The 16,686-nt window shown below is 69.1% G+C and carries 15 protein-coding genes; 4 read left to right on the top strand and 11 right to left on the bottom strand.

Going from position 1 to position 16,686, the window contains the following annotated elements; all coding sequences use genetic code 11:
• Positions 1 to 83: 83 nt before the first annotated feature.
• The 4 genes from AC5W7N_RS11715 to AC5W7N_RS11700 all read right to left on the bottom strand — a co-directional run bounded on the left by AC5W7N_RS11715 (position 84) and on the right by AC5W7N_RS11700 (position 5,581).
• Positions 84 to 1,202 (bottom strand): NDMA-dependent alcohol dehydrogenase, encoded by a 1,119-nt coding sequence (locus AC5W7N_RS11715; protein WP_163815999.1) that lies wholly within the window; start codon positions 1,200 to 1,202, stop codon positions 84 to 86.
• Positions 1,203 to 1,231: 29 nt separating this feature from the next.
• Complete coding sequence (locus AC5W7N_RS11710) at positions 1,232 to 2,740, bottom strand: aldehyde dehydrogenase family protein (protein ID WP_495923704.1); 1,509 nt, start codon at positions 2,738 to 2,740, stop codon at positions 1,232 to 1,234.
• Between the two features lie 84 nt (positions 2,741 to 2,824).
• Positions 2,825 to 4,489, bottom strand: a complete 1,665-nt coding sequence (locus tag AC5W7N_RS11705; protein ID WP_495923702.1) for a sigma-54-dependent Fis family transcriptional regulator — start codon at positions 4,487 to 4,489, stop codon at positions 2,825 to 2,827.
• A gap of 285 nt (positions 4,490 to 4,774) precedes the next feature.
• Positions 4,775 to 5,581 carry an NmrA family NAD(P)-binding protein gene (locus AC5W7N_RS11700; protein ID WP_495923700.1) on the bottom strand — a complete coding sequence of 269 codons (807 nt, stop codon included), beginning with the start codon at positions 5,579 to 5,581 and terminating at the stop codon, positions 4,775 to 4,777.
• 186 nt (positions 5,582 to 5,767) lie between these two features.
• Here AC5W7N_RS11700 and AC5W7N_RS11695 point away from each other — a divergent pair, with 186 nt between their 5' ends.
• Positions 5,768 to 7,723 (top strand): gamma-glutamyltransferase family protein, encoded by a 1,956-nt coding sequence (locus tag AC5W7N_RS11695; protein WP_495923698.1) that lies wholly within the window; start codon positions 5,768 to 5,770, stop codon positions 7,721 to 7,723.
• Positions 7,724 to 7,991: 268 nt separating this feature from the next.
• Here AC5W7N_RS11695 and AC5W7N_RS11690 read toward each other — a convergent pair whose 3' ends face one another.
• The 4 genes from AC5W7N_RS11690 to AC5W7N_RS11675 form a co-directional block, all read right to left on the bottom strand.
• Positions 7,992 to 8,501, bottom strand: coding sequence for a PH domain-containing protein (locus AC5W7N_RS11690; protein ID WP_178128247.1), 510 nt, complete (start codon positions 8,499 to 8,501; stop codon positions 7,992 to 7,994).
• 3 nt (positions 8,502 to 8,504) lie between these two features.
• Positions 8,505 to 8,984 carry a 6,7-dimethyl-8-ribityllumazine synthase gene (ribH, locus tag AC5W7N_RS11685; RefSeq protein ID WP_163816009.1) on the bottom strand — a complete coding sequence of 160 codons (480 nt, stop codon included), beginning with the start codon at positions 8,982 to 8,984 and terminating at the stop codon, positions 8,505 to 8,507.
• Positions 8,985 to 9,012: 28 nt separating this feature from the next.
• Positions 9,013 to 10,257 (bottom strand): bifunctional 3,4-dihydroxy-2-butanone-4-phosphate synthase/GTP cyclohydrolase II, encoded by a 1,245-nt coding sequence (locus AC5W7N_RS11680; RefSeq protein WP_130917023.1) that lies wholly within the window; start codon positions 10,255 to 10,257, stop codon positions 9,013 to 9,015.
• Positions 10,258 to 10,352: 95 nt separating this feature from the next.
• Positions 10,353 to 10,976 (bottom strand): riboflavin synthase, encoded by a 624-nt coding sequence (locus tag AC5W7N_RS11675; RefSeq protein ID WP_163816012.1) that lies wholly within the window; start codon positions 10,974 to 10,976, stop codon positions 10,353 to 10,355.
• Positions 10,977 to 11,824: 848 nt separating this feature from the next.
• Between AC5W7N_RS11675 and AC5W7N_RS11670 the strand changes: the two genes are divergently transcribed.
• On the top strand, positions 11,825 to 12,295 hold the full coding sequence (locus tag AC5W7N_RS11670; protein WP_163816014.1) for a hypothetical protein: 471 nt from the start codon (positions 11,825 to 11,827) through the stop codon (positions 12,293 to 12,295).
• A gap of 18 nt (positions 12,296 to 12,313) precedes the next feature.
• On the opposite strand, the gene rpe is transcribed toward AC5W7N_RS11670, so the two are convergent.
• Positions 12,314 to 12,970 carry a ribulose-phosphate 3-epimerase gene (gene rpe / locus AC5W7N_RS11665; protein ID WP_138447591.1) on the bottom strand — a complete coding sequence of 219 codons (657 nt, stop codon included), beginning with the start codon at positions 12,968 to 12,970 and terminating at the stop codon, positions 12,314 to 12,316.
• 128 nt (positions 12,971 to 13,098) lie between these two features.
• Here rpe and AC5W7N_RS11660 point away from each other — a divergent pair, with 128 nt between their 5' ends.
• Both AC5W7N_RS11660 and AC5W7N_RS11655 read left to right on the top strand, forming a co-directional pair.
• On the top strand, positions 13,099 to 13,521 hold the full coding sequence (locus AC5W7N_RS11660) for an ATP-binding protein (RefSeq protein ID WP_163816016.1): 423 nt from the start codon (positions 13,099 to 13,101) through the stop codon (positions 13,519 to 13,521).
• Positions 13,522 to 13,658: 137 nt separating this feature from the next.
• Complete coding sequence (locus AC5W7N_RS11655) at positions 13,659 to 14,432, top strand: SigB/SigF/SigG family RNA polymerase sigma factor (protein ID WP_163816045.1); 774 nt, start codon at positions 13,659 to 13,661, stop codon at positions 14,430 to 14,432.
• Positions 14,433 to 14,439: 7 nt separating this feature from the next.
• Here AC5W7N_RS11655 and AC5W7N_RS11650 read toward each other — a convergent pair whose 3' ends face one another.
• Together AC5W7N_RS11650 and AC5W7N_RS11645 are read right to left on the bottom strand one after the other, a co-directional pair.
• On the bottom strand, positions 14,440 to 14,787 hold the full coding sequence (locus AC5W7N_RS11650; RefSeq protein WP_195019615.1) for an MmcQ/YjbR family DNA-binding protein: 348 nt from the start codon (positions 14,785 to 14,787) through the stop codon (positions 14,440 to 14,442).
• A 336-nt stretch (positions 14,788 to 15,123) separates the two neighbouring features.
• Positions 15,124 to 16,410: an RsmB/NOP family class I SAM-dependent RNA methyltransferase gene (locus AC5W7N_RS11645; protein ID WP_495923693.1), complete on the bottom strand. Its 1,287-nt coding sequence runs from the start codon at positions 16,408 to 16,410 to the stop codon at positions 15,124 to 15,126.
• Positions 16,411 to 16,686: the final 276 nt, after the last annotated feature.

Raw genomic sequence — 16,686 nt, 5'->3', positions numbered from 1 at the left:
CCTCCGACAAACTCCGCCGTGGGAGCCCCGCTCAGGCTCGCTGCCGGACGCACCATCGGTGTCGCCCGGCAGCGAGCGCGATCTCAGCCGGCGCTGCCGTGGATCAGCACGCCACGGATGTTCTTCCCGTCGCGCAGGTCCTGATATCCCTGGTTGATGTCCTCGAGCCGGTACCGGGTGGTGACCAGATCATCGAGGTTCAGCTGACCGGCGTCGTAGAGGCGCAGCATGCGCACGATGTCGTACTGCGGGTTGGCCGAGCCGAACAGCGTGCCCTTGATCGTTTTCTCGTTCAGGGTCAGCATCGCACCCGAGACGTGGACGGTCAGCTTCGCCGGATCGGCGAGTCCGGTGACGACCACCGTCCCGCCCTTGCCGACGATCTCGAACGCCGCCGACACCACCTCTTCGGTGACCGTTCCCACCGTGATGATGGCCTGATCCGCGCCCTGCCCCCAGGACAGCTCGTTCACGGTGGTGGCGGCCTCCTCGGCGGTGGCGAACGCGTGGGTGGCGCCCATCTTCAGCGCGGTCTCGCGCTTGAACTGCACCGGATCGACGGCGACGACATACTTGGCACCGCTGTGCACCGCACCCTGGACCGCATTGATGCCGAGCCCGCCGATGCCGTACACGACGGTGATGTCACCCACCCGGACATTGCCCGCGTAGGTGGCGCTGCCCCACCCCGACGGCACGCCGCAACCGACCAGGACAGCGGTCTCCAGCGGCAACCAGTTGTCCACCTTGACCACCGAGTGCTCGGAGATGGTTGCCCGTTCGGCGAACGTACCGAGCATGCACATGGCGCCGAAATCCATTCCGTTGCCATGGAATCGGAAGGTCCCGTCGGGCATACAGCCATCGAGGATGGTGGCGCCCATATCGCAGAGGTTCTGCCTGCCGGTGGAGCAGTAGCGGCAGTGCCCGCAGTTCGGGATGAAGCTGCACACCACGTGGTCACCCGGTTGCACCTTGGTGACGCCGGGTCCCACTTCCTCGATGACGCCCGCGCCCTCGTGGCCACCCACGATGGGATAGCGCGGCGGCAGATCGCCGTCGGTGAGATGCAGATCGGAGTGGCAGAGCCCGGCGGCGGTGTAGCGGATGAGGACCTCGCCGGGGCCGGGCCCGTCCAGATCGAGTTCCATGATCTCGAAGGGCTTGCCCGCGTCGATGAGCACGGCTGCGGTGGTTTTCACGGCATTCTCCTGACGGTAGACGGTCGCGCTCAGAGGGCGACGTTGACGGATTTGGTCTGCAGGTACAGGTCCATGGCGGCGGCGCCGAGCTCACGACCCCAACCGGACTGCTTGTAGCCGCCGAAGGGCATCGCGGTGTCGAAACCGTTGTATTGGTTGACCCACACCGACCCGGCCTTCAGCAGGCGCGCCGTGCGGTGCGCCTTGGCGACGTCGCGGGTCCACACGCCGGCGGCGAGCCCGTAGGGCGAATCGTTGGCTGCGGTGACCGCCGCGTCGATCCCGTCGTCGGCGTTGAAGGGCAGCGCCGCGACGACCGGGCCGAAGATCTCCTCGCGCACGATGCTGAATTCGGGCCGCACATCGACGAAGACGGTCGGCTCCACGAAGTACCCGGTCTCGCCCCACCGTTTGCCGCCGGTGAGGGCGCGGGCGCCGTCGGCGAGTCCGGCTTGCAGATAGCCGGTCACGCGGTCGAACTGCTCCTGCGAGACGAGCGGGCCGAGTTCGGTCGCCGGATCCAGGCCGGGGCCGATCTTCACGGCAGCGGCGGCATCGGCGACGGCCTGGGTGAAGTCGTCGAAGATCTTGTCCTCCACGAACAACCGCGTTCCCGCCACACAGCACTGGCCGTGGTTGAACAGCCACGCGTTCAGCGATCCGGTGACCGCCGCGTCGAAATCGGCGTCGGCGAACACCACGTTGGCGCTCTTGCCGCCGAGTTCGAGCGACACCTTCTTGAGGTTGCCGCGGGCCGCGTCGACGACGAGCTTGCCGACCTCGGTGGAGCCGGTGAAGGCGATCTTGTCGACACCGTCGTGGGCGGACAGGGCGGCGCCGGCGTCACCGAAGCCGGTCACGATGTTCACCACGCCGGGCGGGAAGCCGGCCTCTTGGAATACCTCGCCGAGCAGCAGCGCGGTCAGCGGGGTCTGTTCGGCGGGCTTGAGCACCACGGTGTTTCCGGCCGCGAGGGCGGGCGCGAGCTTCCACGACGCCATCAGCAGCGGGAAGTTCCACGGCACGATCAGGCCGCAGACACCGACCGGTTCGCGCAGCGTGTACGCGTGGAACCGGGCGCCGGGCGCGAACGGCATCGAGACGTCGACCGTCGAGCCCTCGATCTTGGTGGCCCAACCGGCGTAGTAGCGGAACACGTCGGCCGCCCACGCGGTGTCCACCGCGGTGGCGATGCCCGCCGATTTGCCGTTGTCGAGGGCCTCCAGCTCGCCGAACTCGGCGGCGCGCTCGGACAGGATGTCGCCGACGCGCCAGAGCAGCCGTTCGCGCTCGTTCGGCTTCATCCACTGCCACGGGCCGTCGTCGAAGGCCTGCCGCGCCGCGCGGACCGCGCGGTCGACGTCCTCGGCGCCGCCGCGGGCCACCTCGGCGAGGGTGGCGCCGGTGGCGGGATCCTCGGTGGCGAAGGTGCGCCCGGACGCCGCGTCGACCCATTCACCACCGATGAGCAGCTGTTTGGGACGGTCGAGAAAGCTGCGAACCTGCGTCCGGATCGGGAACTCGGACACCGCTGTCATGCGTACCTCCAGGGAAATCGGTCTGTGACACAGGCCATATTCCGATGGATCGGTGCGCGCTAACTGTTCAATGTCTGGACACCGTCAGCGGTCGATATCGAGGGTCCGCATCCGCGCGTACAGGGTGGTCCGGCTCATCCCGAGCCTGCGCGCGGCGTGCACTTTGTTCCCGCCGCTGTCGGCCAGGGCGGCGATGATGATCCGGCGTTCGGCCAGTTCACGTTCGGACAGCCGGGCCACCCGCGGCGAGATCCGATAGGGCGCTGGAAGATCGGAGAGATCGATGCGGTCGCCGCGGGCGCTGCTCGCCGCCTGGACCAGCACCGAGTGCAGCTCGGTGAGGTTCCCGGGCCACTGCCCGGCTCGTAACGCGCCCAGCGCCCGGGCGGTGAGCCGCAGTCCGGGACGGATGCCCGCCAGCATCTGCGCCGCGATCTCGGCGATATCGGCGCGCCGCTCCCGCAGGGGCGCCAGCTGCACCCGATGCGGGCAGGCAGCCAGCAACGCCGACAACTCGGCGGTGGGTGCGCTGCCGGATCCGCTCGACAGCACCACGCGAGGTGAGCGGGTGGTCCGGACGAGCTGGGCCACGGCGTGCACCGCTTCGGGCGCGAGCCGATCGACGTCGTCGATCGCCAGGAACGCCGGCGGGCGCTCGCGCTCACACACCGCCCGCAGCCAGGCCTCGGCGTCCCGCACAGGGAGATCGGCGGCGTCGACCCGGACGGCCTCGGCCCCTGCGACCAACTCGGCGATGACGGTGCTGCGACCGGTACCCGGCTCCCCCGCCACCATCACCGCGCCCTCGCCCGCCGCCACGGCACGCAGCCGGTCCCGAAGGCGATCGGCGGCGCCCGTGCGGGTGCGCGGGACCGGCAGCCGCGCCTCCGACCGCACCACGAACAGCGCACCGCCATCGGTACCGGGGATGGCGTCGGCCTGCACGACCGCCCGCTCCCCCGAGGACAGTTCGAGGCTTATCCGCCGCTGGCCGCCCGGACGCAGGTCCAGCGCGAGCTCCCGCAGCGTGTGATGGTCGGCCTGATCGAACAGGTCCATCGCGGCCGGATTGGCCAGCACCACGTCACCGCCGATCACGGCGACGGCGACATCGCGGTGCGCGGGCGCCCGCTGGAATGCCTCGATCAATCGCTGCTGGGCGGCACGGCGCCCGGCGAGCAACCGCGCTTCGATATCGGCCACCGCCCGTGCCACCAACGGCGCGAACAGCGGGTTGGCCTCGGCGCCGCGCGCGCTCAGATCGAGCACCCCTTCCACGCGGCGGGTCACCGGGTGAATGATCGGCTGGCCGTAGCAGCTCATATCCTTGAACCGCTCGAGATAGTGCTCGCAACCGTTGATGACGATGGGTCGTTTCAGCTCGAGCGGTGTGCCGAGCGCGTTGGTGCCCGCACGGTCCTCACCGAGCAGTGACCCCACCACCACGCCGGCCCGGTCGAACCAGCGGGCGGTGGCGGCGCCGTCGAACACGCGCGAGACGATGCGCCCGTCCCCGTCGGCGAGCAGGACCGCGAGTCCGGACCCGGACAGCTGCGTGGCCAGTTCGTCGAGGATCGGCCGCGCCGCGTGCAGCAGCCGGCCCGCGCTGTCGACCTCGGCATCCGGATCGCTGTCCAGGCCCGCGCCCGGATCGACTCCGCACAGCCGCGACCGCTGCCACGACAGCGCGATATCCGGGCGCGGCCCGCGTGCTGGCGAGCCCTGTCCGAGCGTTTCCACCTGCGACATCTCGTTCCTCCGGAGGAGCAGGCGAATGGGTCACCGAGCCCGATCCGTGGCCTGCGCCGGAGGGGAACGGCCGGAGCCCGACCTCGCCTATCCGATACACCTCGGCCGCGGGTGCACCGGGTTCCGCTCGGGGTCGAGCGGAACCGGCTCCGCTCGCGTCCGAGCAGTGCGGTGCGCGGCCGTCGAACCCGGACGTCTCCGGGTTCTCCAGATGGTAGCCAGGCCCGTGCCGTGCCGTGCCGGAATCCGCAGGCGGCGCAGGCCCGGGCCGAGTCCGTTCGTCTGTCAGAAACGGTCCTTGTGCTCGATGAGCCATTCCTCGAAGGTGCGCGACGGACGCCCGAGGACCTGGTCGAGGACGCCGTTCGGGGTGCGGGCCGACTCCGGCGGATCGGCATGCCAGCCGACCACATATTCGGCGTCGGCCAGCGAGACGCCGGTGGCGGTCAGCCGGTCGATGGCCTGTTGCCTGGTCAGCTGCTCGAAGGTGATCTCCCGGCCGATCGTCTCGGCCAGCATGGCGACCCGCTGACGCACGGTCAGCGCTCGGGGACCGGACAGGGTGTAGGCCCGGCCGGCGTGTCCGTCCTCGGTCAGGGCCATCGCCGCCACCGCACCGAGGTCGGCCTCGTGTACGACAGCGCTCGGCACGTCGAACGGCTCCCGCACCACGCCGGCCTCGCGAATCGAGTCGGCCCAGGCGAGGGTGTTGGACATGAATTCCTGAGGTTCCAGCCGGGTCCATGCGACGCCCGATTCCGCGACCGCGGTTTCGGCGGGGCCGACATACCCGCCCCACAGGATCGTGATCCGCTCGACGCCTGCCGCCACCGCACGGCGCACCAGCTCAGGGCCGGTCTCCGCGACCCCTGAGGTGACCGTGATGTGCAAGCCCGTTACCCCGGTCAACACCGCATCCAGCGTGTCCGGCTCGGTGTGGCTGCCCGCAACCACGTCCGCACCCGTGGGCAGCAGTGCCGCGGCACGCTCGGGATCTCGCGTGAGCGCCCGCACGTTGTGGCCGCGGCGCAGCAGCTCCGCCACCACGTGCCGTCCGGTGTTTCCCGTTGCGCCCGTTACCAATATCGACATTGTTGAACTCCCTTCCGCGCACGACGCTATGAGCTCAACCTGTGTTGAGGTCAACGTCCGGCGTTCAGTCGCAGGTCAAACGTCCGGTGGAAGTGGCGTCGGCGCCCAGTGGGGCTGGATCGCCCAATCTGAACCGCTGGGAATGATCGCGGCGTGTTTGTCGGCGGCAGCGGTTAAGGTCCGTGCATGACGCGTGCGCGACAGATTCGGACGGGAGCGGCCGTGGTTGCGGCGCTCGTGATTTCGCTGGCGGCCGGGTGTTCGGAGGAAACCGAGGACACGGCGGCCTGCACGACAACACCCAACGGGACTCCCCTCACCGCCGCCCCCGCCACCACGGGCGGTGCGACCACGACGCAGAACCTGAGCACCAATCCCGAGATCGCGTCCGGCTATCGCAGCGATATGACACCGGTACGCACCGCCACCTACGCGGTGTCGACGGCGAATCCGCTGGCCACCCAGGCCGCCTGCGAGGTGTTGCGCGACGGCGGAACCGCCGCCGACGCGCTGATCACCGCACAGACGGTGCTCGGACTGGTCGAACCGCAGGCCTCCGGTATCGGCGGCGGTGCTTTCCTGGTTTATTACGACGCCGCGAGCAGATCCGTGGAAGCCTACGACGGCCGGGAGACCGCGCCCGCCGCCGCGACCGAGAACTATCTGCGCTGGATCAGCGACACCGACCGCACCGAACCGAAACCGGATGCCCGCGCCAGCGGCCGCTCCATCGGCGTTCCCGGCGTGCTGCGCATGCTCGAACTCACCCATCGCGAACACGGCAAGACGCCGTGGGCCGACCTGTTCGACCCGGCGGTCTCGCTGGCCGACCGTGGTTTCGAGATCAGCCCGCGGCTGGCGGGCCAAATCGCCGAATCAGCACCGAATCTCGCGGTGGACGAGGCCGCGAAGGCCTACTTCCTCAACCCCGACGGCACCCCCAAACCGGCCGGTGAGGTGCTCACCAACCCGGCGATGTCGAAGACCTTGAACGCGATCGCCACCGACGGCGCCGACGCCTTCTACACCGGAGCCATCGCCGACGATGTGGTGGCAGCCGCCACCTCGGGTTCCGGTGGCCGGACCCCGAGCCTGATCACCGCCGCGGATCTGGCGAACTATCAGCCGAAGAAGCGCACGGCGCTGTGCACCGACTACCGCGAACACGAGATCTGCGGCATGCCCGCGCCGTCGTCGGGCGGGATCACCGTCGCCGCCACCCTTGGCATCCTGTCGAATTTCGACCTGGCCGCGATGGGCCCGGACAACGTCGACCGCAACGGCGGTAAGCCGAAGGCCGAAGCGGTGCATCTGATCTCCGAAGCCGAGCGGCTCGCCTACGCCGACCGCGACAAGTACGTCGCCGATACCGATTTCGTGCCGCTGCCGGGCAATTCGCCCGAGACCCTGGTGAACCCCGAATACCTGAAGGGCAGGGCCGCGCTGATCGATCCCGGCCGCAGCATGGGCACCGCGCAACCCGGCGATTTCGGCCCGGTACCGGTCGGCGTCGGTCCGCAGCCGCCCGAACACGGCACCAGCCAGATCTCCATCGTCGACTCCTACGGCAATGCCGCCGCCATGACCACCACCGTCGAATCGGCCTTCGGTTCGTTCCACATGGTCGACGGATTCATCCTCAACAACCAGCTCACCGATTTCTCCGCCGAACCCGTCGGCGAGGACGGGATGCCGCTGGCCAACCGGGTCGAGCCCGGCAAGCGCCCGCGCAGTTCGATGAGCCCCACGCTGGTCTTCGCCGACGCGGCCGACGGTTCGCGCGGCGAGCTCACCCATGTCGCCGGATCGCCCGGCGGGTCGGTGATCATCCAGTTCGTGGTGAAAACGCTGATCGGCATGCTGGATTGGGGTCTGGACCCGCAGCAGGCGATTTCGGCGGTGTCGTTCGGCGCCGCCAACACCCCGGTCACCGGGGTCGGCGGTGAACATCCGGCCATCGATGCCAGCGACGACGGCGCGCACGATCCGCTGGTCGTGCGCCTGCGCGAACTCGGGCATCAGGTGTCGGTGGCGCCGCAGACGAGCGGACTGAGTGTAGTGCGCCGCGACGGCGACGGCGACGGCTGGATCGGCGGCGCGGACCCGCGCCGGGAAGGTGAAGTGCTCGGCGATACGCGCTGACCGGGCCCGGATACCGCGCCGATCGCCGCTGATCTTCGCACCCGGCGATCGGCGCAACGGTCCGTGCGAACCCCGCTCGTCCGTCTGACCTGCCGGCCCGCGGTCGTGCGGCCCGGCCGGCCGCGGCATCGTCGCGCACCCGGCGAGTTCCGCGCCGATACAACGCGCCGGCCGCACTTCGGTCGTGTCGCTCTTCGACGTCGTGGCGCCGGCCTATCCACCCGCCCCGGCGGGACCGGCTGAGCAGGCTCCGACCGCGGGCGCTCGATCAGTCGCCGGAACCGCTGTACTTCGCGCCCAGTTCACGCAGCCGTTCGAGCGCGTCGGCGGCGTATTCCTTGTCGTTGGAGCGGATGGCCAACATCGGAACGTAATCGTCGTCGACCAGTTCCAGCCGTGCCCAGGACTTACGGTCCGGGAACGAGACACCGCGGATGTACTTCCACGGAAACTCGTTGTCGCCGAGGACATTGCGGACCACCACGCCCTTGGGTCCGACCCGCACCCGCGGACGCGTCAGCAGCAGCACCGCGCACGCGCCGAGCACACCGATCCCCGCCATGGCGAACTGATCGAGCACCCGGAAATGCACGCCGGTCGAGCCGACCCGCAGGAAGACCCCGGCGGCGGTGAACGCGATCACCAGCAGCACCGCGACGATGATCGCGGTGCGCCGTGCCCGGCGCGGGCGCACCTCGAGATCCCAGACCGGCCGCTCGGTGGCCGAGCCGGCCGGGGCCGGGCCCGCGTTCCTACGCCAGATCCGAACGACGGGCATCGGCTAGTTCGACCCGCGCAGCGAACGCAGGGTCAGCGCGGCATCCAGGGCGGCGGCGCAGGCCTGCTCACCCTTGTCCTCCGCGGAGCCGGGTAGACCGGCCCGATCCAGCGCCTGCTTCTCGTTGTTGGTGGTGAGCACACCGTTGGCGACCGGGGTGCTCTCGTCGAGCGAGACCCGGGTCAGGCCGGCCGTGACCGCGTCACAGACGTACTCGAAATGCGGTGTGTCGCCGCGGATCACCACGCCGAGCGCCACCACGGCGTCATGGGTACGGGCCAGTTCTTGGGCCACCACCGGCAGTTCCATCGCACCGGCGCAGCGCACCACCGTCACCGCGCGCACTCCGGCCTCCTTGGCCACGCGTTCGGCATTGGCGACCAGGGTGTCGCAGATCTGGGTGTGCCAGCGCGAGGCGACGATGCCGAGCTTCAGCTCCTTGGCATCCTCGAGCGCGAAAGTGGGTACGCCGGTACCGCTCATCGGTTCTCGCCTTTCCGTCCGGCCGGATTCACTGCGCGGTCTCTCCCAGATCCAAGTCGTCGAGCCCGATCAGGTCGTGCCCCATGCGGTCGCGCTTGGTGCGCAGGTACCGCAGGTTCTCGGCATTGGCGCGCACCGGCATCGGCACCCGCTCGGTGATCCGCAGCCCATAACCGTCCAGACCGACGCGCTTGGCCGGATTGTTGGTCAGCAACCGCATCGAACGGATACCGAGATCGACCAGGATCTGCGCGCCGGTGCCGTAATCGCGGGCGTCGGCGGGCAGGCCGAGCTCGATATTCGCATCGACGGTGTCATGGCCGGAATCCTGGAGCTGGTAGGCCTGCAACTTGTGCATCAGGCCGATGCCACGGCCTTCGTGCCCGCGCATGTAGAGCACCACGCCCCGGCCCTCGGCGGCCACCATCTCCAGCGCGGCGTCCAGCTGCGGGCCGCAATCACAGCGCAGCGAACCGAACACATCGCCGGTCAGGCATTCCGAATGCACGCGGACCAGCACGTCGTCACCGTCGAGGATGTCGCCGCGCACCAGCGCCACATGCTCGACCTCGTCATAGATGCTCTGGTAACCGACCGCGGTGAACTCGCCGTGCACGGTCGGAATGCGGGCTTCCGCGACGCGCACCACATGCTTTTCGTGCTTGCGCCGCCAGGCGATCATGTCGGCGATCGAGATCAGCGCCAGTTCGTGCTCGTCGGCGAAGACGCGCAGCTCCTCGGTGCGGGCCATGTGCCCGTCGTCCTTCTGGCTGACGATCTCGCAGATCACACCCGCCGGACGCAGTCCAGCCATCCGCGCCAGATCGACCGCGGCCTCGGTGTGGCCGGGCCTGCGCAGCACGCCGCCGTCCTTGGCGCGCAGCGGCACCACGTGGCCGGGCCGGGTGAAATCGTCGGCCTTGGCGTCGGCGTCGGCGAGCAGCCGGATGGTGGTGGCGCGGTCGGCGCCGGAGATGCCGGTACTGACGCCTTCCTTGGCATCGACCGACACCGTGTAGGCGGTGCCGTGCTTGTCCTGGTTCAGCGCGTACATCGGCGGCAGGCCGAGGCGATCGCAGTCCTCACCGGTGAGGGGCACACAGATATAGCCCGACGTGTAGCGGATCATGAACGCCATCAGCTCCGGGGTGGCCTTCTCGGCCGCGAAGATGAGGTCGCCCTCGTTCTCCCGGTCCTCGTCGTCGACGACGACAACCGCCTTACCGGCGGCGATATCGGCGACTGCGCGCTCGATGCTGTCGAACCTGGTCACGTCTGTTGTGCTCCATCTCGAATAAGGTGCCACCCCACACTACTGGGTCGGAAGTGTCACTCCGGAGGCAGTGGTCCGCCTGGTGGACGGTGTGCTCAGCCGCGTTGCCGAAGGCGTTCGACGTACTTGGCGATGACGTCGACCTCCAGGTTGACCAGGGTGCCCGGCGCGGCGGTCCCGAGGTTGGTCATCGACAGGGTGGTCGGGATGAGCGAGACCTCGAACCAGTCGCGGTTACCGTCGGCCGCGGGGGTTTCGGCGATCCCGAGCCCGGAGACGGTCAGCGAGATGCCGTCGACGGTGATGGAACCCTTCTCCACGACGTACTTCGCGATGGCGTCCGGCAGCGAGATGCGCACGACCTCCCAGTTCTCCGAGGGCGTCCGGGAGAGCACGGTGCCGGTCCCGTCGACGTGGCCCTGCACGAGGTGCCCGCCGAGGCGGCTGTTCAGGGCGGCGGCGCGCTCCAGGTTCACCTTGGCGCCCGCGGTCAGGCCGCCGATGCTGGAGCGGTTGAGGGTCTCGGCCATCACATCCACGGTGAAGGAGTCGCCGTCGACGACATCGACGACGGTCAGGCACACACCGTTGACGGCGATGGAGTCGCCGTGGCCGGCATCGGAGGTCACCAGCTTGCCCCGGATCGTCAACCGCGCGGCGTCGGCCAGCTGCTCGGTGGCGACGATCTCGCCCAGCTCCTCGACGATGCCTGTGAACATGCCTGACTCCCTGTCGCGTGTGGTCTTCCGGTTGCGGAACGGTCGTGACCGGGGTCGGTATTCCCCGTGGCCGTGCCGTGCTCGTGATCGAAGCCTAGTGAGCGATACCGGGCAGGGTGAGCGCGGCCGGATCGGTTCCGGGTCGGCCGGCGAGCGCGGCCGCTCGTGGTCCACCGACTCGCCGACCGATGCCACGCCGGACGACGAGACCGTGACGCGCCGTGGAATCCGACCTCAGGGATGTGTCGCGGCCGCTGTGCGAACACGGATTATTTTGCGGCGACTAATTCTCTATCGGTATTCAGAAAAATACTGTTCGTTCGGTCCGTAGACTTTGTTGCACCACTTTTTCCGAAACGCACAGAAGAATGTCATCCCGCGCCCGTACAGTCGGTGCCCGGCCGAGACGGCGCCGAAACATGAATTTCCGCAATCGCTTGCACGGGGACCGATATTGTCGCAAAATCGTTATGTAGCCGACTCCGACCGTTCAACAGCACCAGCTTTTCCGTACGGCAGAGTGACTGTGGACGGCAGAGTCCTACACGGCAGTTCGATCTCGGCACGCCACACGTGACACCTCACCATCGACTAGCGCAACCGGCGACCGGATAGATGGGCAGGCCGCACAAAGATCGTTGTGCAGCAGTCCATTCCGTCAGTCGACGGGATGCGCTCGGCCGACCGCGCCACGAGGCCGATCGCGCGGCGCGCCACCGCACAACAGGCACATCCACCACTCCAGGAAGCCGAAAGATCATCGTGGACAGAATCGAGATCGACGCGGACACCGAACCCGTCGATCAGTACACATCCACCAGCGAAAACCACACCACCGGGGGTGCGGCGTGACCACGCTCGTCGATTTCACACTGGAAAACCGCTGCGTCAGCTATCGGCGCGAATTCCAGTTCCCAGCCGTTATCGACCCCACCTCACGACGCATCCTGCTGAAAATGGGCGCCCGCTACGGCGCCATCACCATGCCCGCCGAACTCGGCGAACAAGTACAGCAGCGGCTGCGCCTGGCAGGCATCGCCGGCCCCGTCGTCGCCCACCCACGCGCCCGGCGCTGGACCTTCCTCACCGGCCCCGCCCGGCCCGACAGCCTCAGCGCCGCCGAATCGGCCGAACTCTTCCGCCTCTACGCCACCGTCGCCAGCGCAGGCAGCCACATCGTGCTGCCCTCCCCCGACGACGAACGCACCGGCTACCGCAGCTGGGTACAAGCCCCCGAAAGCGGCACCGACCGGCCACCGCAGAGCGCCGTCATCGAGGCCACCCGAGCACTCGGCACCCGCACGATCAGCCGAGGGTAGCGGCCCGGCGACAACCGCTCAGCGCGCCCACACCGTGGCGGCCTGCCTGCGCAGCGTCTCCACGGTGGCGCCGGGATCAGCGGTGTTGTACACCGCGGAGCCCGCGACGAAACAATCGATACCGGCCGCAGCGGCTTGCTCGATGGTGTCGGCATTGATACCGCCGTCGATCTCCACCACCAGCCGCAACTCCCCCGAATCCACCAGGCGCCGCACCGTACGAGCCTTGTCCAGCACATGCGGAATGAAGGACTGACCGCCGAAACCGGGCTCAACGCTCATCACCAGCAGCGTGTCGAAATCCCGCAGGATCTCCAGATACGGCTCGATCGGCGTATTCGGCTTCACCGACAGACCCGCCTTCGCTCCCGCCGCCCGGATATCGCGGGCCACCGCCACCGGATCGTCGGTGGCCTCCGCGTGGAAGGTCACGTTGTAGGCGCCTGCCTCGGCGTACGGCGGCGCCCAGCGGCCCGGATCCTCGATCATCAGATGGCAGTCCAGCGGAATGTCGGTGGCCTTCAACAGGCTCTCCACCACCGGCAGGCCCAAGGTCAGATTCGGCACGAAATGCGCGTCCATCACATCGACATGCAGCCAGTCGGCGGTGGACACGGCATTCGCCTCGTCCGCGAGGTGAGCGAAATCGGCGGACAGGATCGACGGAGCGATCATCGGGGACTCGGGGCGGGAGAACGTCGGCGTGGACACAAGGCGGGAGTTTAACCGGCGGGCGCCGCCACTGCGGGGCGGGTCACAGCCGCGGTTGGGTTGCCCGGGCCAGGAGTGGGTAGCCTCATGGCGTGATCAACATTTCGGCGGAACAGGGGCTCTACAGCACCCCGGTGGAGATTCGGGTCGCTGCATCGGTCAGTCAGTTGCCGATCGTGCGCGGGCTCGCCGAAACACTGGTCCTGCTCAGTGATTTCACCCTGGACGAAGTGGCCGACATCCGGCTGGCCGTGGACGAGGTGTGCTCGACCCTGATCGCGGTCGCCGCACCCGAGAGCAGCCTGCACTGCCGATTCACCGTGGGCGATCTCGAACTGCAGGTACGGGTCTCCGGCGTGGCCGCCGAAGAGGGGCTGCCCGATCAGCGCAGCTTCGGCTGGCATGTGCTGCGCACCCTCACCGATTCGGTGCAAGCCTCCCAGGAACCCTTCGATCAGGCCGTCTCCGGGTACCCCACGACGGTCGAATTCCGTCGCGTCCGGGGGAAGGCGTAGTGCGCGACGAGGACACCGTGCTCGACCCCTCGGACAATGACGGTGCTCCCGAGACGACCGACCAGCCCGAACCCACCGGCACCACCGACCAGCCCCCCGCCGACGCCGAGCAGCCTGCCGACGCCGACGAGGACACGATCGAGACGGCGAGCCAGGTATCCGGCTATGACGACGTCGCGGCGCTGTTCACCCGGTTGGCCGCCACCGAGGCCGGAACCGACGCCTACACAACGCTGCGTGACGAGCTGATCAACCGCTGCATCCCGCTCGCCGACCACATCGCCCGCAAGTTCAGTGGACGCGGTGAACCCTTCGACGACCTCACCCAGGTCGCACGCGTCGGGCTGGTGCATGCGGTGGACCGGTTCGACGTCGAACGCGGCTCGAACTTCCTGTCCTTCGCCGTGCCCACCATCATGGGTGAGGTCCGCCGCTATTTCCGTGACAACACCTGGGCGATGCGGGTGCCGCGACGGGTCAAGGAAACCCATCTACGCATCGGCGCCGCGGTCGACTCGCTCTCCCAGACGCTCGGCCGCTCGCCCACCGCCAAGGAGATCGCCGCCGAACTCGACGTCGATCCCGACGAGGTCACCCAGGCCGTCATCGCGGGCAACGCCTACCAGCCCACCTCCATCGACGCCGCCTCCGCCGGACGCGATACCGACGCATCACTGCTCGACACGCTCGGCGAGGAGGAATCCCAGTTCGACCGGGTGGAGGAATATGTCGCCATCCGCCCACTGCTGGACGGCCTGCCCGAACGCGAGCGCCGGATCCTCACCATGCGGTTCTTCGAATCCATGACCCAGACCCAGATCGCGCAGCAGATGGGGATCTCGCAGATGCATGTCTCCCGCATCCTGGCGAAAACCCTTGCGCGGCTTCGGGAGCAGTCCTCGCGGGAGTAGCGGCGAGTCAGCCGGTGCGTTCGCGTTCCTTGCGCATTTTCGCCGGCGCCGACAGCCACCACGCCGCGTCCAGCAGTTCCCGCAGCTGATCGAGCTCGACCCGATCGAGGTCGATGAGAATGTAGGGATAGCCGTCGTAGTGCGGGGTGGTGTAGTACGCGGGATCACCCGAGGCCAGTAACGCCTCCTTCTCCTCGGGATCGCACAGCAGCACCAGCCCGCCCTCGGCCTCCACTCGCAGCCGCGCGAACCCCTTCTTGCCGACCTTCAACGCGGGCGTGCGCCACCAGGTCGACTCCTCGACCCCCGGCAACTGCGTCGCCAGCGCCACCACGCCTGCCCAATCGATCGCCATACCGTTCAGTGTGCGCCGAGGTCGGGCCTGCGACTTGGATAAATGTCGCCTGGGCACGGAAGCGGATCTGTGGTGGCCATGCGGCACAGGCAGGCCTGCCGCCGACGCGCCGTCACGCTCCGCCCGCCGGCGGCGCTACCCGCGCCGCCATTTGATCGCCGGCACCCCGAACCCGGCACAAGAGCTTGCCGACGAACCGCGACGCGCAAGCGCTGTGCCCCGGACCTGAGCCCGGATTCGGCCGCCCGGAATCCGAGTGTTGCGATCTCAGCCGCGGCAGTGCGCTTCTCGCGCGGCGACCACCGATCTGACCGAGGAGACGACCGCGCGGGCGACCTACAGCGGTTTTCGCAGAGCCGCCAGGAACATCGCGTCCGTGCCGTGGCGGTGCGGCCAGAGCTGGGCGCCCGGGCCCGAGCCGAGATCCGGTACGCCGGGGACCAGTTCGCGAGTGTCGAGCTGAACGGCGCCGGTGCGGCGGACGGCGTCGGCGACCACGGCCACGGTTTCGGGTAGGTGTGGCGAGCAGGTCGAATAGACCACCACCCCGCCGGGGCGCAGCAGTTCCCAGGCGGCGGCCAGCAATTCGCGTTGCAGGACGACCAGTTCGGCGACGTCGGCGGGGGTGCGGCGCCAGCGGGCTTCGGGTCGGCGGCGCAGCGCGCCGAGACCGGTGCAGGGGGCGTCGACCAGGATGCGGTCGTAGCCGGGAGTCAGTCCGCTATCGCGGCCGTCGGCCACGTGCACCCGGACCGGAAGGTCGGCGGTGGCCTTACGGACTAGTTCGGCACGATGTTCGGCCGGCTCGACCGCGTCCACCTGGAAGCCGTCGATGGCGGCGAGCGCGCCGAGCAGCGCCGCTTTACCACCGGGGCCGGCGCACAGGTCGAGCCAGCGACCGTTGTCCGCTCCGTCGAGCTGCGCGCGGGTGAGCGCGAGCGCGACCAGCTGACTGCCTTCGTCCTGCACCGCGGCCATGCCTTCGCGCACGGGCTCCAGCTTGCCGGGATCGCCACCCTCGAGATACACCGCATACGGCGACCAGCGGCCCTCCTCCCCGCCGGTGACCAGCGCCAGTTCTTCGGCGGTGATATCGCCGGGCCTGGCCACCAGATGCACAGCGGGGCGGGCGTCGTCCGCGGCGAGGGCGTCACCGAGTTCGGCGGCGTCGGCGCCGAGCGCGTCGGCGAAGGCCTGCGCGATCCACGTCGGGTGCGCGTACTCGAACGCCAGATGGCCGACCGGGTCACGCGGGGCGAGCAGCTCGACCCATTCGGCCGCGTCACGCTCACCCGCCCGCCGCAGCACCGCATTGACGAAACCGGCTTTGCCCGCGCCGAATTCGGCTCGCGCCAGCGCCACCGAGGTGTCCACCGCGGCGTGCGCGCCGATGCGGGTGCGCAGCAATTGGTAGACGCCGAGGCGCAGGATGTCGAGCAGCGGGCCGTCGATGTCGGTGACCTCACGGCCGGCGCATTCGGCGATCACCGCGTCCAGCACGCCCTGCGCACGACACGCCCCGTACCCGAGTTCGGTGGCCAGCGCCGCGTCCCGGCCCTCGAGCCTGCGTTCACGCAACAGTCCGGGCAACACCAGGTTGGCGTAGGCGTCGCGTTCGCGCACCGCACGCAACGTCTCCAGCGCGACCTCCCGCGCCGGATCGACCGATGGCCGCCGGCCACCGCGATCCTGCGCGCGTCCACCCGTTGCGCTGCGCGAACCGCCGGTACTGCGCCGGTCGCCGGAACGTTCGGCGCCGCGACCGGCGCTGTCCGAGCCACGCCGATCACCGAAGCGTTCCCCGGCCTGCGCGGCGCGGCGCCCCGAACTGCCCGAACCACGCCGATCACCCGACTGCGCGCGATCGTCGCCACGCGGACCGCGGCGATCATCGAAACG

This window comes from Nocardia sp. CDC519 (assembly GCF_059509835.1).
This window is presented reverse-complemented; position numbering and strand designations above follow the sequence as displayed.

Coding starts and splice junctions, on each gene's coding strand:
- AC5W7N_RS11675 (WP_163816012.1), bottom strand. CDS start 10,976: ATGTTCACAGGCATCGTCGAGGAGCTGGGCGAGATCGTCGCCACCGAG.
- AC5W7N_RS11695 (WP_495923698.1), top strand. CDS start 5,768: ATGACGCGTGCGCGACAGATTCGGACGGGAGCGGCCGTGGTTGCGGCG.
- AC5W7N_RS11700 (WP_495923700.1), bottom strand. CDS start 5,581: ATGTCGATATTGGTAACGGGCGCAACGGGAAACACCGGACGGCACGTG.
- AC5W7N_RS11710 (WP_495923704.1), bottom strand. CDS start 2,740: ATGACAGCGGTGTCCGAGTTCCCGATCCGGACGCAGGTTCGCAGCTTT.
- AC5W7N_RS11690 (WP_178128247.1), bottom strand. CDS start 8,501: ATGCCCGTCGTTCGGATCTGGCGTAGGAACGCGGGCCCGGCCCCGGCC.
- AC5W7N_RS11705 (WP_495923702.1), bottom strand. CDS start 4,489: ATGTCGCAGGTGGAAACGCTCGGACAGGGCTCGCCAGCACGCGGGCCG.
- AC5W7N_RS11650 (WP_195019615.1), bottom strand. CDS start 14,787: ATGGCGATCGATTGGGCAGGCGTGGTGGCGCTGGCGACGCAGTTGCCG.
- rpe (WP_138447591.1), bottom strand. CDS start 12,970: ATGATCGCTCCGTCGATCCTGTCCGCCGATTTCGCTCACCTCGCGGAC.
- ribH (WP_163816009.1), bottom strand. CDS start 8,984: ATGAGCGGTACCGGCGTACCCACTTTCGCGCTCGAGGATGCCAAGGAG.